The organism is Vibrio sp. Vb1018 (assembly GCF_033338775.1).
Classification (GTDB): Bacteria; Pseudomonadota; Gammaproteobacteria; order Enterobacterales; family Vibrionaceae; genus Vibrio; species Vibrio alginolyticus.
On record NZ_JAWOTI010000008.1, the window covers coordinates 24382 to 47973 of the forward strand.

Sequence of the window (23592 nt, forward strand, 5' to 3'; positions counted from 1 at the left end):
AACCGAGCCAGAAGCTAGCCGCTCCTCTACAATAACAAAATGATTACTTAACTTGCTTTAACCATTTATCGTCGTTAAACCACTTATCGTAAATGCGATCGTAAGTTCCATCGCCCTTAATTTGACGTAAATAGTTGTTTAAGAAGTTAAGCGTATCTGGATTTCCTTGCGGCACAGCCCAACCCAAAGGCTCGTAAGTAAACGGTTTAGCCAAGTGCATTAACTGCCCTTTGTTTTCCGCCACATAAATAGAGTTGTAAGGAAAGTCATAAACAAACGCATCTACCTTTCCGTTGGCAACCTCAAGTACCGCTTCAGACTGAGTTTCGTATAGATTTATCTTAGCTTTCGGAAGGTATCGTTTTACCGCTTGCTCACCCGTTGTCCCAAGCTTAGTTGCAACAACATATTCTGGACTATTGAGATCTCGGTAACTAGACACTTTACCTTCATGTTTGAGATCTACGAGAATGGATTGACCAATAACCACATAGGGATCAGCGAAATTCACCTGAGTATTTCGCATAGGTGTGATAGTCATCCCGCCCATAATCATGTGACACTTACCAGTCAACAGTGTTGGGATAATGCCATCCCATGAAGTGTTTACCGGAACAAACTTAACATCCATGGCACGCGCCATTTGCTTACCCAAATCGATATCAAACCCGATGTACTGCCCATTTTTTGCTGTCATTTCAAAAGGCATATACCCAGAATCAAAGCAGACTTTTAGCTCCCCTGTACTTTTGATGTCGTCTAAAATTGGGTCTGCATTAACCGTCGTCGAAACAGCTAACCCCAGTGCAGCAAAACACAATAACTTTTTCATGGATATTCCTTTATCATTTGTTGTAAAGTTTTTTTATACACGACAATAGAATAAAAAACCACAAACAATGACTTTTTAATCACTAGAATTTGTAGGATCGTTACTAAGCTGGAAGATCTGAATGAAAATCTATACCAAGCCATTGCAATTGAATTGCATGCATTAAGTGATTAAGTTGTAGGCAGGTCACTATAACGACAAGAAACATACGCTTTGACTGAATAGTCAGCGTTTCCGAGAGTGGTTTAATTATTAACGAAACCATACAGATATTCGCTTTTTCACATTGACCGTAGTGTCAAAAGTGCTTGAGTTTTATTGTTGACAATTCTTCCATAGTTAATGGTCACAAATGTGATGTACAGCACATTTCTATAATGGCACTATCACCTTTGTCGAGAGATATTAACAAGGATTCGTTGGACATCTTGACTTTGTAATACAAATAAAAAGGTGACTATATGAAAAAACTAATGACGCTCTCATCACTATTATTATTCAGTTTATCTGCTACTGCTGGTATTCATGTCGAACACTCTACAAACAAAGTTGTTCTCAATGACTTTACGACAAAAGATGCCGCTTATAGCTCTGCGTTTGATCTTGTCGATGAATACCAAACGCTATCAAAACATGAACTTAGAAATCGTCTAAACATCATTGGAAGCGGTTTCCCTCGTGATATTGCAATCGATGATAGTAAAGTGAGAGTTGAAGAATACGCACTTAACCGTGATGAAGTTAAATATCGTGCAATCATAAACTTCGATTATCACTTCAGAACAAGTGACGGCGGTAAAAACTAAAAAATCATCTGCACCTTTACTTTCTTAGAGCCCTTCCTATTTTAAGAAAGTAAAGGTGTCTAATCATATTGAAACGACTGCTTCTCATAAATCGCTCTCTCCTTACATAAACAGTATCAATCCCTACCTCTATCGTTTACATAAAAATAATTTTTCCAATCTTCATTGAGATACATTTCGTCGTTTGGCGCTTTATCATTCACTTGGTTCGCCATATGGATTCCACATCACTTAAATGAAAAAGACCCTTGAAATTGAGTTCACTTTTTTATGAAGATTAACTCAACCTAAGATTGACAATTTTCGTTATATTTTTCTCGTTTATAGCAATATATAAAAAACTCTTTTTGTTTTAATTAACCATAAGACGTAAAAAAAAGGCAACAAGATACTTCTTGTTGCCAAAGAAAAAAATCATCATTCAAAAAATATGAAAATGAAAACTAGCAGTGGACTAGCTAACAAAACAATTATATCCAAAACACTTTAACAAGTAACGATCAATATAATCCATTATATATGGATGAAAATCAGCACTTATAAAATTACACCGATAAATAAAAAAGCCTGAAAATAGTTTCAGGCTTTTTATATTTATTAATTTTTTAGAATGAATATCTCGCAGCTATTGCAAGAATATCGTCTTCATTGTCTACATCTGTAATTCTGTATTCTGCTAGTGCTTTAAAATTAGAAGTCAAATCGTACTCTGCACCTAGTGAGTAGTAATCGACGACATCTTCATCATCACGCTCTAGATTGTTATAGCCAACTAGTGCCCAAAGCTTATCTGTTACTTCATAAGTGGCAACTGCTTCAATACCGGTGTAATCAATATTACTTTCAGAACCATCTTTAGCCCAGTTTTCACCATCACTGTATAAAACAGAGGCATAAAACTTGTCGTATTCAAATGCAATAGCACCCGTTAGCAGCTCTGCATCTTCTGCACCCGATTGCCCTTCACCTTCGTTGTAACCAAGCGCAACTTTGAAGCCATATGGCAACTTGTAGTCCGCCGCCGCACCATAAGAGGCTGCATCTGTTGACACTTCATCGTTTTCAGCCTGATAGCTAACATGAATATTCAAACCTTCATAGCTTGTCGTTAGCTTAAATACTGAATCGGAGCGACCGGTACCATATAGATCCGCACTTACGCCAGCAGCTTCATTACCAAACTCCGGGAAAATATCCGTGTAATCAGATACTAAAGTGACCGCACCGTATTGACGTCCATAACTTACTGTTCCGTAATCTGCACCAACTCCTACATAGCCTTTTCGGATATCAAATTCATCATCTTCAATCCCATCAGCATCTCTGCGATTAGACTTAAATTCCAACTCATATAAGCCGAAGGCATAAAGATCTTCATTTATTTTAGACTCACCTGAAAGTCCTACACGAATGTAGCTATTATCTCCGTCAGCATTTTTATCATCAGAGAAATAATACATCCCTTGCGCTCGGCCATGAATATTTAACACTGATTCTTGATCTTCATAAACTACGGCTGAATTTGCAGCACTTGCAGAGAAAAGTGCTGCGATTGCGATCGACGTTCTTGTCATTTTCATTTAATTACCACTACTTGTGTTGTTTGAATCGAGTGAAATTATGAACAGTGGCAATTATTTTTAAAGTGCAAATTCAACCATATTCTATGGATAAATATAAACAAGCCCTCAATCTAAAACATTATGTCCTAGTACTCATATTAGTTGAGATAATCCATCCAAACAGGAGGCGTTCCTATTATTTTTTGAACAGTATCAATGAACAGTTTGGCTAATGGTTGTTGATTTCGGTGAGTATACATTGCATATATTTCCCCTATTGCGGGAAGATTATAATCAGGAAGCAACTGTACAAGATCTTGTTTACTCAAACTCTCCTGAAGAAAGAACTGCCCTATTAAAGCATACCCTAGATCAGATTTTACGGCATCGAGCATTAGCTCAGTTTCATTCACGAAGTACTGCCCGTTGATATTATACGTTCTAACGTCGCTTGATGACTGGCTTGGAGCTATACGTAGCTTATCCGCCTTAAAGTTAGCATTAGAGTATATTACTGCTGGCATTTTTATAAGCTCTTCTGGAGAGCTCGGGGTTCCATACTTATCAATAAAACTCTTCGATGCAACCAGTGCCATATTATTGCTTGCCAACTTACGTACTATCATGTTGGACTCTCGGATTGGTCCGATACGAAACACAACATCAAAACCTTCGTGGATAACATCGACTCGATTATCATCGAGCAGCAGCTCTACAGTAATGTTTGGGTACTGTTTTATAAACTCTTTAACTGCCTGATTTAAGTATGCTCTGCCAAAGAAAGTGGAGCTTGATATTTTCAGATTACCCTTCGGCTCATCCTGAAATGTAGCAGCAATACTACGAGTTTCAGTTAGAACCTCTCTTACTTTCTTAGCTTGCGCCACCATCTCAACACCTGCATTGGTCAGGGATAGCGAACGCGTGGAACGGTTTAACAGCCGTAAGCCCAATTCATCCTCTAGCTTTTTGATCTGTTTTGACAAAGCTGAACGATCTATATGATTTCTGTCAGCAGCCTTAGCAAAAGTTCCGTATTCAGAGACATCCAGTAGTAATTCAAGTTGGCTTGCGAGATCCACTGCACAATTCCTTATTTAGTTTTTATTCTTTATGTGATGGGAAATGGATTTTACAAAATTAATTTCAATTTTTTATGGTTCAAATTGCATCAGTGAATTGCAAATAATGCACGAATTAAAAACGCTTTAATTTTCGTCGCTATCTTTAGCTTCTGTTTAGTTATTCCTATCTATTATGGCTTATTACATTTAACAATACTCCACGTCTTTAAAACCCTAAACTGACCTTTTTCAAACCAAAAAGTGAGCATTTTGACCAATATTTAATCGTGCATTTTTATCACTACTCTATGTTCGCTGAGGGCCTATTTACCCATAGGTACAATGAATACAATGCCGTTCCTTTTAGTATGAACAGAATCATTTAGGGCGCGACAAATGTTAAAGAAAGTTTTCGGCATTGGCCTTTTATCCGTTTTAGCTGCTTGTGCAGACGAAGAGATAACCAAACAACCTAATACTCCCTTACCTACGATAGACGTCTCCAAAGTCATCTATGAGCCCGTTCAATCGTGGTTCACCTTTACAACAAGGCTTCAAGCCCCAGAGAAAGTTTCTTTAATGCCACGCGTTTCCGGAGTTATTGAAACGGTAGAATTCAAAGACGGACAGAGTGTCAACAAAGGTGACTTACTCGTCACTCTTGATGATCGAACCTTCAAAGCTCAGGTCTCACGACTTGAAGCGCAAGTTAAGAGTGCTCGAGCTGCGCTAGAGCAAGCAGCAAACGAACAAAAGAGAGCCGCCCAACTGGTTAAGCGAAAAGCCATCTCAGCGGAACAAGCAGAGGCCCGAGATACCGCAGTAAAGCAACGCTCTGCAGAACTAATGGCCTTGCGTGCTCAGTTAGAATCCGCAAAGTTAGATCTTGAGTTTACGAAGATATATGCCCCTATTAGCGGCACTATTTCAAGAGCATTCATTACTAAAGGAAACAATGTAAACGCAAATCAAAGCGTTATATCAAACATTGTCTCTAACGATCAGGTATATGCATACTTTGATGTCGATGAGCGAACTTGGAACCGTTACTTCTCGACAATCAATGCCGACTCTAACTTACCTACTCGTCTTGAACTATCTGGACAAAATGGGCAGGTGTTTTTTGGACGCGTTGACTTTGTCGACAACTCCATCAACGAAAACACCGGTACTTTGCAGGTTCGAGCGGTATTCGATGCAACAAAATCAAACTTAAAAGTGGGATCGTTTGGCCGAGTTCAGATATCAACAACCAAACCAGTTGAACGAGTTCTCGTTCCAGAGCGTTCTATTGGCACAGATCTAGAAAACCGCTTTGTATTAACACTCAATGAAGAGAATACGTTGCAATACAGCATCGTAACCTTAGGCGAACGTTACGGAACATTTCGTGCTATCGAGAATGGCTTGAACGCCGACTCAGTTATTGCGGTAAATGGCCCAGCAAAAGTTGGCCCAAATAGCAAAGTCACACCAAAAAATGTCACGCTAGATATTAGCAATACTTCATTGATTATGGCTTCAAACTCAACATCGTTGCCAAACAAACGTTTAGCTCAAGACTAAGAAGACAACCGAATGAAATTTGCACACTTTTTTATTCAAAGACCCATATTTGCCTCTATGTTATCGCTATTGATATTAATAGTAGGCGCAATTTCACTTTTGCAGTTGCCTGTGAGTGAATATCCAGAGGTTGTCCCTCCTACAGTAGTAGTTACAGCAAACTATCCTGGTGCGAACCCAAAAGTAATCGCAGAAACAGTTGCTACGCCTCTGGAGCAAGAAATTAATGGTACAGAAAACATGTTATATATGTTTTCACAGGCAACCAGTGACGGCAGAATGACATTGACCGTAACCTTTGCTTTAGGTACGGACTTGGACAAAGCTCAGGTTCAAATTCAAAATCGCGTCACTACAGCTTTGCCCCGGTTACCAGAAGCCGTCCAACGGTTAGGAGTTGTTGCCGAAAAAGCCTCTCCTGATCTCACCATGGTTGTGCATATATATTCTCCAGATTCTAGCCGTGAAGTCAGTTATTTAGCTAACTACGCTAATTTAAACTTGAAAGATGAGATAGCTCGGCTCGGAGGCGTTGGTGATGTGCGCCTTTTCGGTGGTGACGAGTACTCAATGCGCTTGTGGTTAAATCCAGATGAGCTCGCTTCTAGAAATCTAACCGTAATGGACGTTGTCTCCGCCGTCCGATCTCAAAACCAACAGGTGGCAGCAGGCTCATTAGGTGCGCAACCAGCCGCTAATGAAAACCAATTCCAAGTTTTGTTGAACGTAAAAGGCCGCTTGGAGAATATTGATGAATTCAACGACATTGTAGTAAAAGTTGACGAAACAGGGGCTTTGACACGTCTTAAAGAAGTTGCACGCGTAGAGCTAGGTCAAAACTCTTATGCACTGCGCGCCTTGTTAAATGGTAAACCAGCGGTGGCGATGCCCGTATTCCAGCGCCCTGGTGCTAATGCTATTGAGCTATCTAATCAGGTTCGTTCAACCATGGACCGTTTACAAACAGCCTTTCCAGCTGGAGTTTCATATGAAATAGCCTACGACCCGACCGTCTTTGTTCGTGGTTCGATAGACGCGGTGGTTCATACTCTGCTAGAGGCAATTGTACTTGTTGTTGTCGTAGTCATTTTGTTTTTGCAAACATGGCGCGCGTCTATCATCCCTATCATTGCGGTGCCTGTTTCATTAATCGGTACGTTCGCTGTAATGCAAATGCTCGGAGTATCGATTAACACACTTTCGTTGTTTGGGCTTGTTCTCGCCATAGGCATCGTCGTCGATGACGCCATTGTCGTCGTCGAAAACGTGGAACGGAACATCCATAATGGCCTTGCACCACTAGAAGCAACGAAACAAGCAATGACCGAAGTTACCGGGCCAATTATTGCAATTGCTTTAGTGTTATGTGCGGTGTTCATCCCGACGACCTTTATTACAGGGTTATCCGGTCAGTTTTATAAGCAGTTCGCACTAACAATTACGATCTCGACGATTATTTCAGCAATTAACTCGTTGACGTTATCGCCTGCTTTATCAGCACTGCTATTACAAGATAAGAACGCAAAACCCGATCGGCTAACCAAGCTATTGGATGCGGTTTTTGGTAAGTATGTTTTTGCGCCATTCAATAGAATTTTTGAGTACAGCTCGAACCAATATCAAGCTCTGGTCAAGAAGCTGATTCGCTTTAGCCTTGTTGTTGTGGTGGTATACATTGCGTTACTCGGGGGAACGGCTTCTCTATTCAAAGCAGTTCCTGGAGGATTCATTCCTCAACAAGATAAGCAGTATTTAGTTGCGATCGCCCAACTTCCAGATGCAGCAAGTTTAGATAGAACAGAGTCCGTTATTAAAGAAATGGAAAACCTCGCGCTGGCAACACCTGGCGTAGCACAAACCATTTCTTTCCCAGGCTTATCGGTCAATGGTTTTACTAACAGTCCGAATAGTGGCATCGTTTTTGTTACGCTTGAGGACTTCGATAAACGAAATGATCCAACTCTCGGAGCAAATGCGATTGTTGCATCTTTGAATAAGAGCTTTTCAATCATTGATGAAGCCTTCGTTGCGATTTTTCCACCACCACCAATCCAAGGACTTGGCTCTACTGGCGGCTTTAAACTTCAAATCGAAGACCGTGCGAACAAGGGGTTTGATGAGCTCTTCAAGCAATTGAACTTGGTAATAAGTGAGGCATCAACAAGACCCGAGCTGATGGGATTATATTCCACATTTCGTATACAAGTGCCGCAGATGGACATCCAAATAGATCGTGAACAAGCGATGCTGCAAGGTGTTCCTCTAGAGCAGGTTTTTGATGCGCTTCAAGTTTATTTAGGATCATTATACGTCAATGACTTCAATATGTTTGGTAGAACATACAAAGTGAATGCCCAGGCAGACATGAACTATCGTCTCGAACCTGACCAAATACTTAACTACAAAGTAAGAAATGCTGCCGGACAAATGGTTCCTCTCGGCGCTGTACTGGAGATCATACCCACGATTGGGCCTGACCGCGTGATGCACTATAACGGCTACCCTAGTGCAGAACTAAACGGCAGTCCTGCTTTTGGTTACAGTTCTGACCAAGCCCAAACGGCTATTGAGGAAGTACTGGATCAAAACCTAGCAGAGGGAATGGTTTATGAATGGACTGATGTAACCTACCAGCAGATTTTGGCTGGTAACACGATGGTGTATATATTCCCACTTGTTGTTTTGTTAGTTTTCATGGTGCTAGCTTCGCAGTACGAGAGTTTAAAACTGCCATTCGCTATCATTTTGATCGTTCCTATGACCATTTTTTCTGCACTAGCAGGTGTTTGGTTCATTGGTGGTGACAACAATATATTCACACAAATTGCTTTGATTGTCCTTGTGGCTCTAGCGTGTAAAAATGCCATCTTGATGGTGGAGTTCGCTAAAGAACTTAAAGACAATGGCCAAGATACCTTATCAGCGATTTTGGAAGCATGTCGTTTACGTCTTCGACCGATTCTAATGACATCAATTGCATTTACCGCTGGTGTTATTCCATTAATGATTGGTACAGGGGCCGGAGCGGAAATGCGACAAGCAATGGGTATTGCTGTATTCTCGGGTATGGTAGGCGTAACGGTATTTGGATTACTACTCACACCTGTTTTTTACATGTTAGTGAGTCGAAACAAAAAACGTCAAACACTATAACCATAATATAAATACTCATTTAAATTCATACTAAAGGGAGCTATTGCTCCCTTTTCTTTTGGTTATTAAGTATATTAATAATTTCTAGACAGAGCAGAAGTTATACATGAAACTAATACGCTAATATCTAACGTGGATAAACATTGTGGATTTAGCAAATAAACTACACCTGCTTTTAGAAGTCTCTAAAGCTGGATCTTTTGCAAAAGCAGCAGATGGGATGAATATCGACCGCTCTGTTTTGTCTAAACACATCAAGCAGTTAGAAGAGCACTTAGGCGTTAGGCTATTAAACAGAACGACTCGCTCTCTTTCATTAACACAAGTCGGCAAGCAAATAGTAGAAAAAGCAGACCAAATATCTCAACTCCTTGATGATACTCAACAAATAGCGGAGAACTTTCAGACTGAGCCTTCAGGGAAAGTACGAATTTCAAGCTCAACATTATTTGGAAAACTCTATCTACAACCTTCGATAGAGAAGTTTTTACATAAGTACCCAAAAGCAAGTGTTGAACTAATGCTAGATGATCTTCATGTAGACGTGATTAGAAGTAATTTTGATATTGCTTTTCGAATCGGACCTATGAGGGATTCATCAATGGTAGCAAGAAAATTAGCAAAAAATACGACTGCAATCATTGCTTCTCGAAATTTAATTGAAAAACATGGTAACCCAGAAACGCCTGATGAGTTAGTTAAGCTACCTTTTATTATTTATTCAAATGGTAATTTTATTGTCGATAAACTTAAATTCTACGACAAAGCAAAATCAGATGGTTTAGATACATACCCAATATCAGGGTCATACATGGTAAATGAAGCTGAGCTAATAATTGAAAGCGTAAAGTCAGGTCTGGGCGCAGCACTTATAGGTCAATTTATGCTCCCTAACAACCTAGAGTCTTCTAATTTAGTTCAACTTTTACCAGAATATGAAACTCAAGATTTTGGTGATATTTATGCCATGTACTCACACCGTCAGCAATCACCATTGGTTAGGGCATTCATTGATATCGTTCAAGAAGAAATTGGCATACCACCAATATGGGAAAAGCATTTCAATAAAAGCTAGGTAATTCTATTTAACCAAAATTAACAGTAAATAAAAATCAAATAAAATCAATAATTTAAAACAGGAACATTTAAAATTCATAGAAGTTTAATGTTAAGTGAATTAAGTTCCATTCTAAATGGCGCTTAATTCACTAAATATAAAACATTCTTGATTTATAATACTAACAAATCCATCACCTATACAAGTTACGATGTATATTAAAGAAAAACACACCTCGGTCACTATTTTGTTAGTATATAAAATATCTTATCTTATTTTTTTGGTTATTTATACGTTAGCAACGATTTATTTTAGCGTACAAATGGACAAAAGCACATCGGAGAACTCTCTTATAGAAATGACTCAAATAGCATTTGTGCTTTTTTCATCGTTAATGTGTTTGTATAAATCTAAGGAATATCTTGAACTCAAACACATATTAGTAATAATGTCTTCATTTTTTATGGTTATATTCGTTAGAGAAATGGACTACCACATAGAGCAGTATTTTCCTCACGGTTCATGGAAGTACCCTGCTTGGATTATAATAGTCTCGGTCTGTTATTTTTGTTTTAATAACATAGTTAACATAAAAAATGAGGTAAAATTTTTCATTTCTCATTCTAGCTTCACGACATTAACAATTGGATTTTTCATTGTTTTCTTATTCTCACGCTTTGCAGGGTATGGTGATTTTTGGGTCGAGTTCATGGGGAACTCATACAATAGAGATGTGAAAAACTTGGTTGAAGAAAGCTTAGAGTTACTAGGTTACGCGATACTTTTAAACGGTGTTTTACTTATTAAAGTAGAAAATCACTAAGTATAAATAAGAGTTCAGAGCTTGTAGTTCAAGCTTTGAACTTTTTGGTTAAAAAAAAGCAGCAAATTATATTTGCTGCAAATGATGAAAAAAACAATATGCGTAAGTTAACTTCCTAGCAATGGATGCGTTAACGAGTTAATAATAACGAACCGTAACAATTAAGTCTCGTTGAAAATAATCCATAAAGAATGGCATTTATTACACTGTTAATTATGTAACCTTATCTAATCTAGTTATCACACGCCGTCGTTTTTATATCTTATCTCTTTCCGTCAATAAATAGCTCTTCACCTCAGATCCCATTTATCATCCCACAACAGTCGGATTCACAACAAAGCAATAAAAATCAATAAATTATAAGTAGCCACTTAAAAAGTAAAAAGGAGTAAAAACGAAACTATGTCAGATAGAACATATTAAAGATCACCGACTCTAAGTAGAAAACCGTTCATACTCGTTACGCATACAATCAATAAAGACTTCCATCGCCGGCGTCACACACTTCCCAGCATGATAAGCACAGAGTGGCTTGATCATCTGTGAAAACTCGGTGAATTCAAGCTCTTGTAAACTGCCCTCTTGCAACTCTTTTTCAACCGTAAAACGAGGTAAGTAAGAGATACCAATATTACTCTCAACGCAATTTTTGATCGTATTAATACTGCTAAGTTCGATCATGTTGTCGATGCTAATATCACGCTCCTGAATAATGCTCTCAAACATCCGTCGAAAAAGGCACTTAGGGCCATTGCTTATAAACCCTAAATCAATATGTTGCTCTCTCTTCTTTAAATCTAGCCCTTTTAAAAGCGGTGAAGCAATCAATACCAGTGGCTCCTGCTCAAACTCGTGGACCTTGAGCGTATCGTCATTACCTACTCGATAAAACACACCTAAATCAGCTTTATCCGCTATCAACTCATCTCGAATCTGATAGCAATTTTGTGATTGCAGAGAGAGTCGGACATTGGGCGCCCTGATCCTGAACTCTTTTAAAACATTAGCCATCTTATAAGCAAGTTGAGTCTCAGCAACCAGCACTTTCAATTCACCGGTCGGCTCCGAGTTTTCTTGCTGTGCTGTTCCCTCAATATTTTCCATCACTCGCGCCAGTTCATAGACGTAAGGCAGTATCTTTTCTCCTGCTTGAGTCAAAACCATCTTACGCCCTATTTTTTCGAACAGCTGCAAAGACAGATCTTGTTCCAACTGCTTGATTTGAAAGGTGACGGTTGATTGCGTGCAATAAAGCTTCTGTGACGCTTTTAGAAACGATCCTTCTTCAACAATAGCTTTAAAAGTAAGAAAGCGTTTTAGATTCATGACTAGACTCCACAACCAACAGTTCAATAAATTAAAAGTCTAAGTTTTAATTTATTCAATTTTTTAATCAATTGTAGCGAAGTATAGTGCAGTAAAAACAGGAGAGATAGAGATGACCGCCATCTACACCGCATTTTTTACTTACGTAATCATTACTTCAATTACACCAGGGCCAAACAACATTTTATCGCTCAGCATCGCGACGCAATATGGACTAAAACGCTCTACAAAAGTGATTTCGGGGATGTTTTGTGGCTATGTTGTTTTGATGCTACTTTGTGGCGCTTTCACGTATAACATGATCAGCCTCTTGCCCGTGATTACACCTTGGCTAACATGGATTGGAGCAGCTTACATTGTTTGGTTGGCTTGGGGGCTTGCTACGAGTGAGATCAAAACTTCATCGGATAATTCTAAAGGTATCAGTTTCTTAACAGGTTTAGGTTTGCAGTTCGTTAATGTGAAAATCATTCTTTATGGAATTACCTCTATTTCTACGTTCGTACTGCCCCACACTCAGAATATCTACTGGATCTTAGCGACTAGCCTCATTCTTGCTTTGATCGCACTTCTTAGCAACGTAGTTTGGGCCGTTGCAGGAAAGCTACTTCAATCGCAATTCCAGAGATATGGCAAAGTCATCAATATGAGCTTAGCAGCAGCTCTGATCTATTGTGCGACACAGTTATTTACTTAAGTATATAGTTGATCATCAAGAACAATATTGCTCTTCAACTTAGACGACTACGTTTATGTGAAGAGCAAATTCTGCTCTACAAATCGCTGCGGTTTCTCGTGCCCTTACTCGCTCCTCCCGCGCCTCCATACGGCAGTTTTTGAAGAAGTAGATTCAACGTCACTTAATCAACCTAAAGATACGAAATCTTGTTTAGCTATACATACACGGCCTTGGCGACCTCGGCAATAACTAAGCATTACTTAGTATACACAAATCAGAAAAACTAAGATAATCTTAGTCATCCAAGTCCTTCGTATGAACTTTAAGTGTTGTTTAATAACCCACTCCCAGCCCGCCTTAAGCATGCGCGTAAACAAGCGAATCTGTCCCAAAAAGCACTGGGCATCCGTATCGGCATGGATGATAGTTCTGCAAGTGCAAGGATGAACCAATACGAAAGGGAGCGCCATACTCCCGACGTAAAAACGCTCAAACTTATCGCAGATGAGCTAAACGTACCTCTAAACTATTTTTTTTGTGAAGATGAAATCACCGCTGAACTTGCTGTGAATCTCCACAAGCTGTCAAATGATGACAAGCAAAGAGTGCTTGAGAGCACAGCCCAGTTGATTGCGGACGCAATCGCTACGAACAAGTCGAGTACGTAATTGGGATTAAACGCCTAAGAATACGTATCAATACCAAAGAATCAAAGAGCATAACTAAGGGTTCAACATGGCTACAACAAAAGCACTTGTGGTTTTTTCCGGTGGGCAGGACTCTACGACCTGCTTAATCGATGCATTAAATACATATGATGAGGTTCATGCTATAACGTTTGATTATGGCCAGCGTCATTCAGATGAAATAGATATCGCTATCGAATTAGGTAAGCAACTTAACATCAAAAGCCACAAAGTCCTGGATGTAAAATCAATTAATGAGTTAGCGATAAGCTCGCTGACAAGAGACAACATTCCGGTATCTAATGACTTAAGCGACGCTAACGTACCCAATACATTCGTTCCAGGGAGAAACATCCTCTTTCTTACTTACGCATGTATCCATGCTTACCAGCTTGGTATTCAAGACATCATTACGGGAGTTTGCGAAACAGACTTTAGTGGTTACCCTGACTGCCGAGACAACTTTATTCGCTCTCTAAATCTCTCTTGCAATTTAGGTATGGATAAAGCCTTCAATATTAAGACTCCTTTAATGTGGCTTACTAAAGCAGAGACCTGGGCTCTAGCTGATAAGCACAATATGTTGGAGTTTGTCCAAAACAATACGTTAACATGTTACAACGGAATCGTTGGTAAAGGCTGTGGTGAATGCCCAGCGTGCCTACTGCGACAAAGCGGCTTAGAAGAATACTTAGCGAGCAAATAGTCTTTGTTAGCGGTAATAGCGCTGGGATAAAACCTTTTGCGTTAGCTTCTAAACGTTTTATCTCAGCGTGAAACTCCAGCCAACAGAGCTTTATTTTGATGCCGCCAGATTGGTGGCATCAATTAAATGCGAAACGATTGTCGAACCAAAGATAGCACTACACCACAACAGCCAACACTGCTTAGCTTTTACAACGCTATAAATTGCTTAGATATATCGACAATGTTTCGATAGCAAAGCTACCAACGGCATTACTCCGCGAAACCGGGATTAGATAGAAAAGCTACCTCGAATGATGACGAGTCTCTCGTCTAAGCAATACTCAAATATTTATGAGTTTGAACAGACAAACGCCAATTGCGGGCAATACACGTATCAATACACAATTGCGTAGCACGAGGCTTCTGGCTAATTGGTTGTAGTGCAATGATAGTCTCAGCCGCTACGTTCGCATTTGCTAAAAGATCATCAAGGTGGTCGATGTCTTTCTGGGTACCGACTGGATGCTTAATCTCATTTGCCCGCTCTAACGCGCTATTAAGCACTGGTAATTTACCTTTCATTGCTACTTTTGGTGACACTGTCACCCACGTATTTTCTGAAGTAATCACTTCTGATGTGCCACTGGTTTCAATTTGGCATTGGCACCCCATATCTTCAAACGCCTTTGTTAAAGGGCGCAGATCATAAATACAAGGCTCTCCACCAGTAATCACGATATGCTTAGCATTAAAGCCTTGCTGTTGATATTGCTCTACGATGTTCTCGGCAGATGCAACACACCACGTCGGAGAGTCTTCCGTTTTCACCAGAATATCGCCTATTTGACGTTGATCATTCTCATCTGCATACCACGTTTGTTTGGTATCGCACCATGAGCAACCAACCGGACACTCTTGAAGCCGAACAAAAACAGCAGGGACTCCAGTGAAAACCCCTTCCCCTTGGATGGTTTCAAACATCTCATTTAGCTTATACAACGCAGAACTCACTCAACTCATAACATTTCGAGGCGAAGACCATAATGGACACGCGTGTCTAGGTCAATTTAAACCAAAAATTAATTGTTAAAATAGACCATTTTGTAGTTTCATAGCGTAATGAATATAGGTTTCTGGTTAACGTTAAACCAAGCCTTATTCACTGACAGCTCCCAAAAAACTTTAAGGTAAGAAATGATGTATAAACTGATCGCACTAGATATGGATGGCACGCTACTCAATAGTGATAAAGCCATTTCTGAAGAAAACAAACAAGCGATCGCAAAAGCTCGAGAAGCAGGCGTTACTGTCGTTCTCGCTTCTGGTCGCCCATTAGAAGGAATGCAAGACAAGCTCGACGAACTGAATATCCATTCCGATCGAGATTTTGTTCTTTACTACAACGGTTCGATGGTCAAGAACGTAGGCACAAACGACATCATCCACCAGCAAATCATAGATGGTAAAGCTGCAAAATTGGTGGCGCGAAAAGCCGAAGAGCTAGGTGCGTACGTCCATGCTTTTAGTCAAGTTCATGGTTTAATCACCAACGAACACAACCCTTACACCGATATTGAAGCAAAGATAAATGGCTTAAATGTCACCGAGATGAACTTCGAATCACTAGAAGACGATCATCCAATCATCAAAGCTATGATGGTTGCAGAGCCAAGCAAACTAACAGAAGTTATAGCAGCACTGCCAGCTGAAATGCGCGAAGCGTTTACGGTTGTTCAAAGCGCTCCGTTTTTCCTTGAGTTTCTTAACCCTGCGAGCAACAAAGGTATTGGTGTTGCCGCAATTGCCGAGTATCTGGGAATTAAACCGGAAGAAGTTATCTGTATGGGTGACGCAGAAAATGACCACCACATGCTGAAATACGCTGGCCTTGGTATCGCGATGGCAAATGCAATGGAAGAAACCAAGCAAATCGCTGACTACATTACGGCAAGTAATGATGAGCACGGTGTCGCTAAAGCTATAGAAAAGTTCGTGCTCAATGCATAGCCCTTTCCGCCATGTCTGTTGCGTTAAGCTTCTTACGTTTAACATCCCTAGCCGTCCAAGATAGGCAAGCGGCGTTGTTCGTGGACTAAACGTGTAAAAGCCTTGCTGTAATGCAAGGCTTTGTTTTTACTTAAATACTAATAGATAACAAATACAGCCATCAATCTAGCAACGTTTTGCTCGGTTGGTTTTCACAAGTCAGCTTCCTTGCAAGCAGCATAAATAACAACATTAATAATGGATAATGTAACGTCGACAAGACTAATGACCACAAACCGCTAAACGATACGATATTAGCCGAGTACAAATAGAGTTGATCAACAAGCAACAATGCCAGCGTCACAAAGATCATCTGCCGAGTATCTAAATGTGCTTTCGACTCTTTAAATGTCATGACCAACGCTGATGCAGTGATTAAAATTGCTAGCCAGCGACCAAACACAGGTAATGGCCAGATGACGGAGATGACCGCTGTTGCCACAGTCATAATGAACCAGACGCCTTTTGAGCTTAGAACTTGATCAACGTTCACATCTTGATTTGTCTCCAGTCGAAGAACATGCCAAGCCACCAAGCTGCCTAACAGCGCGCCAAATAACGTATCTAAAATAAAGGCACTGCCGAGGAAAAACTTACCTAACACCACTGTAAGAGTGATGAACACGAAGACTGCCGTTGTTCCATTCAAACCGAAATACTGGGTTCTATGAAACAAGAACGTCAGAACACAAAACCACACAGCGATAGGCAAGCTAGGAAAACTAAAGCCAAAGCTGTGCGTTAACTCCATCATTGGTATATAGACATGTGGGCGCGGTAACGAAAAGCCTTGTTGAGCGACAAGCACCATAAGCGACGTTGCACTAATTGCAAAAAAGAGTCGGTACACAAACCGGCTACCAAAGCGCATCATGGCAAAAGGAAATAGAAAGAGTAGTACCGTCGGTTCTGTCAGGTCTACAACCAGTTTCGAGATCTGACTAGCTACCTCGTAACTCGTTTCTGACAACGCCCCTACCCAACTCTGTAAATCTATCAGCCACGCCAATTCAACCTGACGAAATGAAGGCGCGGATTCGATCAACTGAGTCACATAAGATACTGATTGCTTGGTAGCTTGATCAAAAAACTGAGTGGCTTGTGGCCATTGCTCAGGATAACGATATAAAGATGATGGTAATTCAGATGGGCTAAGCAACATCGCTGACGCAACTTCTACTCCATAATGAGGGGCAAACCAAATAGGCAGTTCATTTCCACCTAAAGAATTATTCATAGAAAAAGCGATAATGTCAGAGTCTGATATACAGTCGTAAAAAACCGCAGTGTCCGTTCTGCCAAGCTCCTCTCCAACCGTAACCACTATACCGGTTTCTTCCCACGTTTCTCGTTGAGCAGCAACTTGTGGAGACTCACCATCAATGATGGTTCCGCCAGGTAGAGAAATCTTATCCGTTAATACTTCATGAACTAGCACTAACTTGTCATCAGCGCGAACAATACAGAGCGCTCCTTTAACTTCGCTCGCAGTGGCTTTAGCCGTAGAGATCGGTGAAACAGGTAACAAAATAAAACAAAGGATGAGTAATAATAGCTGTCTCAACACAAAATATGACCTTAAATAAACATAATGATAACCAATGAATCATGGCAGTTAATCTTATCTTTTTCGACAAAAATTAAGTAACGAGTTATGCCAAACTGAGTTGATCGCGTAAAACCCGATCTCAACGCTCACTGGAGAATAATTTAATGCAAACCTGACAAAGATCAGACAAAACATAAAATGTTGATCGCAATTCTGCCAGTTATATAAAGATAACGTCAGGAAAAAGTCATACACATTTTGTGGGTTCTCATAGTTGACACAATAAAAAAGGGCTTATTATTCGCAAACAATAAACCCCAGTTATGATAACTATGTACTGATCGTTGAAACCAAGAATGAATCTTATCTCATGGTCAACGAATCAAATTCACTGGCCCGATAGTTAGTTAGACGTGCAATTCGCATCACCTACTTTTTGCCAAACACCCCAAGGCCCTGAGTCTGCTGGATTATCACCTTGAGTCCACCACTGCGCTTGCCAAACTTTACCATTCCAAGTGACCGTATCTCCTTTGAGATACACTAAGCTGGCTTGCCATACAGTTGTACAGCTATCTGTGGGAGGCGTTGTCACCGTTTTCGCTTGAGCGGATACTAACGCTTGGTATTGTGTGCTGGTCTTATCAATGTTGAAGTTCAAAACCACTCTTGCTTCTCCGCTCTGAGTAGCACCAAATTCAACATCAACACGACAACTTGCATTCATTGCTAACGTCGCCTGAGAGCACTGATCATTGGCAATAACAGCTGCATCAGTAACACCCGAAGCAAACGCGCGAACATTTTCCACAGTAAACGTGGTGCTCCCTGAATTCTGGATAACAAAGCTATGTTGCTGTAACTCCCCAACATTAAATGATGCCAGTGTCTGTTCGGTGGTGTATCCAACAGAAACATTTTCTTTTGGTGGTGTTGCTGTTCCGATAACACCATCGACAAAATTGCGCATAGCAGCGATATCGCTATAAACCCCATACATACCAGGACGAGCACAACCTATTCCCCAACTGACCACACCAAGTTGAGTAATTACACCACTGCGATTAATGACGATTGGACCACCACTATCTCCCTGACAAGAATCTATCCCACCTTGAGGAATACCCGCACAGAATGACACTTCTCCAACCGTTGTGTAGTTGCCACCGGCTTGACGGCAAGTCATATCCGACACAAGTGGGACGTCAACCTCTTGCAATCGAGACGGAGAGCTTCCTCCTTCAGAAGTTCGCCCTAAGCCAGCAACACTAAGCCAATCTCCGATGCTCGCGTATTGCGTTAGACTGCCATTCGCAATCTCAACTGAAGAAACACCTTGAGGCACAGAGTCGAGCTTCAATACCGCGAGGTCATGAGAAAGCGTCGCGCGGCGATATGCCGGGTGCATATGGATCTCACTGACGTTTGCACGAACACCATCACTACCGTTATAAACAACGCCACCGATTTTAACCGCAATCTGACTCGGAGAATCACCCTCAACACAATGTGCAGCAGTCAGGACGTAACCATTCCCGATATAACTGGCCCCACAATATGATCGGTTACCATAACGACTAACAATTTGGGTGTAGAATTTCCAGTCACGTGGGTCGGCAGTTACTCCGCCTACGATCTGGGGTTGGATAGTATGATTTTGCGTCTGTGACAAATCATCAGCACTTGCGAACATTGGCAAAACGGCTAAAGCAAGTAACGATTTTGTTAGTTTCAAAATATTGTCCTCTTGTTTTTGTAAGCACGATCCTCGTGCTACTAATAAACAAGCAGACAAAAACGCCGATACCAATGTAGGTGCATATCAATTTGTTAACATTGCGAGCAACTTATAGAGAAAAGTCTATTGACGAACTGAATGATTTCAATTCGATAGAACCTAAATCACAATATTAAAGTTAAATACGATTATTCGTTCAGCGGTTTTCTTAAATAGTGGATATGATGTGCAAATCCTTGTTTTTCATACAAAGATATTGCGCCCTGGTTAAAATGCCATACTTCAACAAACATCTGTTTTGCACCGTAATCAGAGAACGTTGACTCAATTTTATTAATCAATGCCTGCGCCGTACCTTGTTTTCGATATTCAGGCAGCACATAGAGCTCATCCACACTTCCCATCATAACTGGCTGGCTGACGGTAGAAATAAGTTCACAGAAGTGACCAGAGATAAAGCCAATAATTTCATCTCCTTGTTTTGCTACGTAAACAAGGCACTCAGGGTCATCAATATATCGAGCAATGCTTTTTTCTTGTTCTATCTCCTCTGCCGTTTTGAAAAGCTCAGGAGATTGAAGATGATGCTCATCATGAAGCTCGAACATAAGATCGTTGAGCAACTCTAGGTCGCTAAAACACGCAGGTTTAATCGCAAACGTGGTCATACAAAGGGTCACTAAAAATGGAATGGCTGTAGTTTGTGAGGAAAACGTCGTATTGGCAAGTCACAAATGCTTTCACGATACGTTTGTACTGTTTGAACAACAAAAAGGCCCCTGCACTTAATAAACGTACAGAGGCAGAACCAACCAACAGAGTTCGAGGATCAGGGGTTAGTTAGAATTGAGTTTTTCTCAGCGTCGTAGCACTCGCTCAATTTCGTTCAAGCTACTTGGGTCATCAATCGTTGACGGAACGGTGTATTTTTCACCATCAGCTATTTGACGTATAGTTCGACGCAAAATTTTACCTGAACGTGTTTTCGGTAAACGGTCTACAACCAACGCATGCTTGAAGCAAGCAACTGCACCTATCTCACTACGCACTTTGCCCACAAGCTCACCTTCAAGGTCTAGCTCATCCACTTTTACACCGTCTTTTAGTACCACAAAGCCAAGTGGAAGCTGACCTTTTAGATCATCGTGGATACCAACCACCGCACATTCTGCAATCGCTGGGTGGCCTCCTACTATTTCTTCCATTTCACCTGTCGACAATCGGTGTCCCGCGACATTAATCACGTCATCAATACGTCCCATAATAAACAGGTAACCGTCTTCATCCAGATAGCCACCATCACCTGACACGTAGTAGCCTGGGAATTGGCTAAGATAACCAGTTTCAAAACGGTCATGATTACGCCAAACCGTTGGCAGACAACTTGGTGGTAGCGGACGTTTTAATGCGACAAAGCCTTGTTGGTTAGGCCCGATAGCCTCTCCAAGTTCATTCAGAATCTCGACCTGATAACCCGGAATGGGCTTCGTCGAAGAACCAGCTTTAACTGGCATCATTTCGACACCTGTCGGGTTGCCCGCGATGGCCCAGCCCGTCTCGGTTTGCCACCAGTGGTCAATAACGGGCTTGTCCGCTTTGCTCTGAACCCACTCCAGTGTCGGAGGGTCAAGGCGTTCTCCCGCCATAAAGATGGTTTTCAGATTCGACAAGTCGTACTGTTTTAAGTGCTCGCCTTCCGGGTCCTCTTTCTTAATCGCACGAAACGCCGTTGGTGCAGAGAACAACGCATCTACTTTATATTCATCACACACTCGCCAAAATGCGCCAGGATCCGGTGTTCGAACAGGCTTGCCTTCGAATAGGATAGTAGTGCAACCGTGAATCAGTGGAGCGTAAACAATGTAAGAGTGCCCTACTACCCAGCCCACATCAGATGCCGCCCAAAAGACGCCATCTTGAGGAATGTTATAGATTGCGCTCATGGAGTACTTCATCGCGACAGCATGGCCACCGTTATCACGCACAACGCCTTTCGGCTTACCTGTCGTACCCGATGTATAAAGTATGTAGAGCGGATCGGTTGCTAACACCGGAACACAACCATGTGGCAGCGCTTGGTTGTACTCTCGCTGCCAATCTAAGTCCCTATCTTGGTTCAGCTCAGCGTCGCACTCCGGACGTTGGAAAACAAACACTTTCTCAGGCTTCCAACGGCTGTCCATAATGGCTTTGTCTACCATTGGTTTGTATGGAATGACTTTGTTGATCTCAATCCCGCACGACGCCGTCATGATCACTTTCGGCTCTGCATCTTCAATTCGTACAGCAAGCTCATTAGGTGCAAAACCACCGAATACTACGGAATGAATCGCCCCCAAACGCGCGCAGGCAAGCATCGCCATTGCGGCTTCTGGGATCATCGGCATATAAATAACGACTCGGTCGCCTTTTTCAACACCTTGAGCAGACAGCATGCCAGCAATTTTTGCTACTTGGTCACGTAGGTCGCTATAGGTGTACGTGGCTTTACGACCTGTCACTGGCGAGTCATAAATGAGTGCAGTATTATCACCGCGTCCTTGCTCGCAATGGTAATCTAATGCTAACCAGCACGTATTCATTACACCATCTGGAAACCAACGTTCTATGCCGTTTTCATCAGATTTCAAGATAGTTTTAGGAGATTCAAACCAATCGATATTCTCCGCTTGAGCGCGCCAAAAACTCTCCGGTTCATTCTTCGCCCATAAGTATTCTTTTTCGTATGAAGACATATTGCTTCCTCCAGTATGTCCTGACATTGCTCTCGTTCTACTCAAAGATCGCTCTTTTAATCCAAAGATCGTCTCTTTTAATCGAAGACATAGAAGGGTACACGCACAAATCCCTCCATCAGTATTCTCGCACTTCGGCTCATAATGGCTTTTTGCACCACCCAGCCCTGCTCAGTTTGCTTCGCTTGTGCCCCAACTTTTAACGTTCCTGACGGGTGACCAAAAGTCACGGACTCTTTTTCACCGCCACCAGCGGCTAAATTCACTAACGTTCCGGGCACACACGCGGCAGAAGCAATAGCAACGGCTGCTGTTCCCATCATTGCATGATGTAGCTTGCCCATCGACAGCGCGCGAACGAGCACATCAATATCCGACTCATTAACGGCTTTACCACTTGAAGACAGGTAACTTTTCGGTTTAGAAACAAACGCTATTTTCGGCGTATGTTGGCGTGTTTGAGCTTCTTCTAAATCAGAAATCAGGCCCATTTTTAACGCGCCATATGCGCGGATGGATTCGAACATCGCTAATGCTGTGTCATCGTTGTTGATATCGTCTTGCAGCTCGGTGCCCTGATATCCTATCGATTCAGCATCAATAAAAATGGTTGGTATGCCCGCGTTAATAAAGGTCGCGTTGAACGTACCCACATCCGGCACCACCAAATCATCAACTAAGTTACCCGTTGGGAACATACTTCCTTCGCCATCGGAAGGGTCAACAAAATCCACTTGAATCTCTGCAGCTGGAAACGTGACACCATCGAGTTCAAACTCTCCAGTTTCCTGGACAAAACCATTGACGATTGGCACATGAATCAAGATGGTTTTGCTGATGTTCACCTGCCAAACACGCACCGTCACAGTGCCATTTTCTGGAATGCGATCTTGTGGGATCAGACCAGCATGAATGGCGAAAGGACCGACAGCGGCAGACAAGTTGCCGCAGTTACCGCTCCAATCGACGAATGGTTTGTCGATCGACACTTGGCCAAATAAGTAGTCAACATCGTGATCGGCTCTGCTGCTGCGCGAAACAATCACTGTTTTACTGGTGCTTGACGTCGCGCCCCCCATGCCATCAATTTGCTTCGCGTAAGGATCAGGGCTGCCAATAACGCGTAGCAACAGTTTGTCACGTGCGGCTCCAGCCACTTGCGCTTCTTGAGGTAAATCCTCTAGGTTGAAAAAGACACCTTTACTCGTGCCGCCACGCATGTACGTCGCGGGCACTTTTATTTGGCTTGTTTGATTCGGAGTATTATTTGACATACGCACTCC

The 23592-nt window shown here is 41.6% G+C and carries 18 protein-coding genes; 8 read left to right on the plus strand and 10 right to left on the minus strand.

From position 1 onward, the window contains the following. Positions 1-43: 43 nt before the first annotated feature. Entirely contained in the window at positions 44-832 is a 789-nt protein-coding gene (locus R7Z10_RS10415) for a transporter substrate-binding domain-containing protein (RefSeq protein ID WP_005377324.1), read from the minus strand. Positions 833-1293: 461 nt separating this feature from the next. Between R7Z10_RS10415 and R7Z10_RS10420 the strand changes: the two genes are divergently transcribed. After that, on the plus strand, positions 1294-1638 hold the full coding sequence (locus tag R7Z10_RS10420) for a DUF3316 domain-containing protein (protein WP_005377323.1): 345 nt from the start codon (positions 1294-1296) through the stop codon (positions 1636-1638). Positions 1639-2243: 605 nt separating this feature from the next. Here R7Z10_RS10420 and R7Z10_RS10425 read toward each other — a convergent pair. Together R7Z10_RS10425 and R7Z10_RS10430 are read right to left on the minus strand one after the other, a co-directional pair. After that, positions 2244-3218, minus strand: a complete 975-nt coding sequence (locus R7Z10_RS10425; RefSeq protein WP_005377322.1) for a porin — start codon at positions 3216-3218, stop codon at positions 2244-2246. A gap of 140 nt (positions 3219-3358) precedes the next feature. Beyond that, positions 3359-4282: a LysR family transcriptional regulator gene (locus R7Z10_RS10430; RefSeq protein WP_005377321.1), complete on the minus strand. Its 924-nt coding sequence runs from the start codon at positions 4280-4282 to the stop codon at positions 3359-3361. Positions 4283-4660: 378 nt separating this feature from the next. On the opposite strand from R7Z10_RS10430, the gene R7Z10_RS10435 reads away from it, so the two are divergent. The 3 genes from R7Z10_RS10435 to R7Z10_RS10445 all read left to right on the plus strand — a co-directional run bounded on the left by R7Z10_RS10435 (position 4661) and on the right by R7Z10_RS10445 (position 10058). Then, entirely contained in the window at positions 4661-5830 is a 1170-nt protein-coding gene (locus R7Z10_RS10435; protein ID WP_318104811.1) for an efflux RND transporter periplasmic adaptor subunit, read from the plus strand. Positions 5831-5842: 12 nt separating this feature from the next. After that, on the plus strand, positions 5843-8983 hold the full coding sequence (locus R7Z10_RS10440) for a multidrug efflux RND transporter permease subunit (protein WP_318104814.1): 3141 nt from the start codon (positions 5843-5845) through the stop codon (positions 8981-8983). 145 nt (positions 8984-9128) lie between these two features. Further along, complete coding sequence (locus R7Z10_RS10445; protein ID WP_025768139.1) at positions 9129-10058, plus strand: LysR family transcriptional regulator; 930 nt, start codon at positions 9129-9131, stop codon at positions 10056-10058. 1240 nt (positions 10059-11298) lie between these two features. Here R7Z10_RS10445 and R7Z10_RS10450 read toward each other — a convergent pair. Further along, positions 11299-12189 carry a LysR family transcriptional regulator gene (locus R7Z10_RS10450; protein ID WP_176310990.1) on the minus strand — a complete coding sequence of 297 codons (891 nt, stop codon included), beginning with the start codon at positions 12187-12189 and terminating at the stop codon, positions 11299-11301. 112 nt (positions 12190-12301) lie between these two features. Between R7Z10_RS10450 and eamB the strand changes: the two genes are divergently transcribed. The 3 genes from eamB (at position 12302) to queC (ending at position 14260) form a co-directional block, all read left to right on the plus strand. Next, positions 12302-12886, plus strand: coding sequence for a cysteine/O-acetylserine transporter (eamB, locus tag R7Z10_RS10455; protein WP_025768137.1), 585 nt, complete (start codon positions 12302-12304; stop codon positions 12884-12886). Between the two features lie 308 nt (positions 12887-13194). Next, positions 13195-13536, plus strand: coding sequence for a helix-turn-helix domain-containing protein (locus R7Z10_RS10460; RefSeq protein WP_025768136.1), 342 nt, complete (start codon positions 13195-13197; stop codon positions 13534-13536). 67 nt (positions 13537-13603) lie between these two features. Next, entirely contained in the window at positions 13604-14260 is a 657-nt protein-coding gene (gene queC / locus R7Z10_RS10465; RefSeq protein WP_005377298.1) for a 7-cyano-7-deazaguanine synthase QueC, read from the plus strand. A gap of 311 nt (positions 14261-14571) precedes the next feature. Here the strand turns inward: queC and queE are convergent, their stop codons facing one another. Beyond that, the gene (gene queE, locus R7Z10_RS10470) at positions 14572-15222 is read right to left on the minus strand and encodes a 7-carboxy-7-deazaguanine synthase QueE (protein WP_005377296.1); all 651 of its coding nucleotides are present in this window, start codon (positions 15220-15222) and stop codon (positions 14572-14574) included. A gap of 216 nt (positions 15223-15438) precedes the next feature. Here queE and R7Z10_RS10475 point away from each other — a divergent pair, with 216 nt between their 5' ends. After that, on the plus strand, positions 15439-16248 hold the full coding sequence (locus tag R7Z10_RS10475; protein ID WP_017821691.1) for a Cof-type HAD-IIB family hydrolase: 810 nt from the start codon (positions 15439-15441) through the stop codon (positions 16246-16248). Positions 16249-16408: 160 nt separating this feature from the next. Here R7Z10_RS10475 and R7Z10_RS10480 read toward each other — a convergent pair whose 3' ends face one another. The 5 genes from R7Z10_RS10480 to prpF all read right to left on the minus strand — a co-directional run bounded on the left by R7Z10_RS10480 (position 16409) and on the right by prpF (position 23583). Beyond that, positions 16409-17854 (minus strand): bifunctional NUDIX hydrolase/phosphatase PAP2 family protein, encoded by a 1446-nt coding sequence (locus tag R7Z10_RS10480; protein WP_318104819.1) that lies wholly within the window; start codon positions 17852-17854, stop codon positions 16409-16411. 385 nt (positions 17855-18239) lie between these two features. After that, complete coding sequence (locus tag R7Z10_RS10485) at positions 18240-19571, minus strand: trypsin-like serine protease (RefSeq protein WP_213871870.1); 1332 nt, start codon at positions 19569-19571, stop codon at positions 18240-18242. Positions 19572-19762: 191 nt separating this feature from the next. Beyond that, complete coding sequence (locus tag R7Z10_RS10490; protein ID WP_005377290.1) at positions 19763-20242, minus strand: GNAT family N-acetyltransferase; 480 nt, start codon at positions 20240-20242, stop codon at positions 19763-19765. A 189-nt stretch (positions 20243-20431) separates the two neighbouring features. Continuing rightward, the gene (locus tag R7Z10_RS10495) at positions 20432-22309 is read right to left on the minus strand and encodes a propionyl-CoA synthetase (protein ID WP_318104821.1); all 1878 of its coding nucleotides are present in this window, start codon (positions 22307-22309) and stop codon (positions 20432-20434) included. A 77-nt stretch (positions 22310-22386) separates the two neighbouring features. Beyond that, positions 22387-23583 (minus strand): 2-methylaconitate cis-trans isomerase PrpF, encoded by a 1197-nt coding sequence (gene prpF / locus R7Z10_RS10500; protein ID WP_318104824.1) that lies wholly within the window; start codon positions 23581-23583, stop codon positions 22387-22389. Between the last annotated feature and the right edge of the window lie 9 nt (positions 23584-23592).

What these genes read in the sequence shown, in the direction of transcription:
- R7Z10_RS10415 (WP_005377324.1), bottom strand. Translation starts at nt 832, where the DNA reads ATGAAAAAGTTATTGTGTTTTGCTGCACTGGGGTTAGCTGTTTCGACG.
- R7Z10_RS10420 (WP_005377323.1), top strand. Translation starts at nt 1,294, where the DNA reads ATGAAAAAACTAATGACGCTCTCATCACTATTATTATTCAGTTTATCT.
- R7Z10_RS10425 (WP_005377322.1), bottom strand. Translation starts at nt 3,218, where the DNA reads ATGAAAATGACAAGAACGTCGATCGCAATCGCAGCACTTTTCTCTGCA.
- R7Z10_RS10435 (WP_318104811.1), top strand. Translation starts at nt 4,661, where the DNA reads ATGTTAAAGAAAGTTTTCGGCATTGGCCTTTTATCCGTTTTAGCTGCT.
- R7Z10_RS10440 (WP_318104814.1), top strand. Translation starts at nt 5,843, where the DNA reads ATGAAATTTGCACACTTTTTTATTCAAAGACCCATATTTGCCTCTATG.
- R7Z10_RS10450 (WP_176310990.1), bottom strand. Translation starts at nt 12,189, where the DNA reads ATGAATCTAAAACGCTTTCTTACTTTTAAAGCTATTGTTGAAGAAGGA.
- eamB (WP_025768137.1), top strand. Translation starts at nt 12,302, where the DNA reads ATGACCGCCATCTACACCGCATTTTTTACTTACGTAATCATTACTTCA.
- queC (WP_005377298.1), top strand. Translation starts at nt 13,604, where the DNA reads ATGGCTACAACAAAAGCACTTGTGGTTTTTTCCGGTGGGCAGGACTCT.
- queE (WP_005377296.1), bottom strand. Translation starts at nt 15,222, where the DNA reads ATGTTTGAAACCATCCAAGGGGAAGGGGTTTTCACTGGAGTCCCTGCT.
- R7Z10_RS10475 (WP_017821691.1), top strand. Translation starts at nt 15,439, where the DNA reads ATGTATAAACTGATCGCACTAGATATGGATGGCACGCTACTCAATAGT.
- R7Z10_RS10490 (WP_005377290.1), bottom strand. Translation starts at nt 20,242, where the DNA reads ATGACCACGTTTGCGATTAAACCTGCGTGTTTTAGCGACCTAGAGTTG.
- R7Z10_RS10495 (WP_318104821.1), bottom strand. Translation starts at nt 22,309, where the DNA reads ATGTCTTCATACGAAAAAGAATACTTATGGGCGAAGAATGAACCGGAG.
- prpF (WP_318104824.1), bottom strand. Translation starts at nt 23,583, where the DNA reads ATGTCAAATAATACTCCGAATCAAACAAGCCAAATAAAAGTGCCCGCG.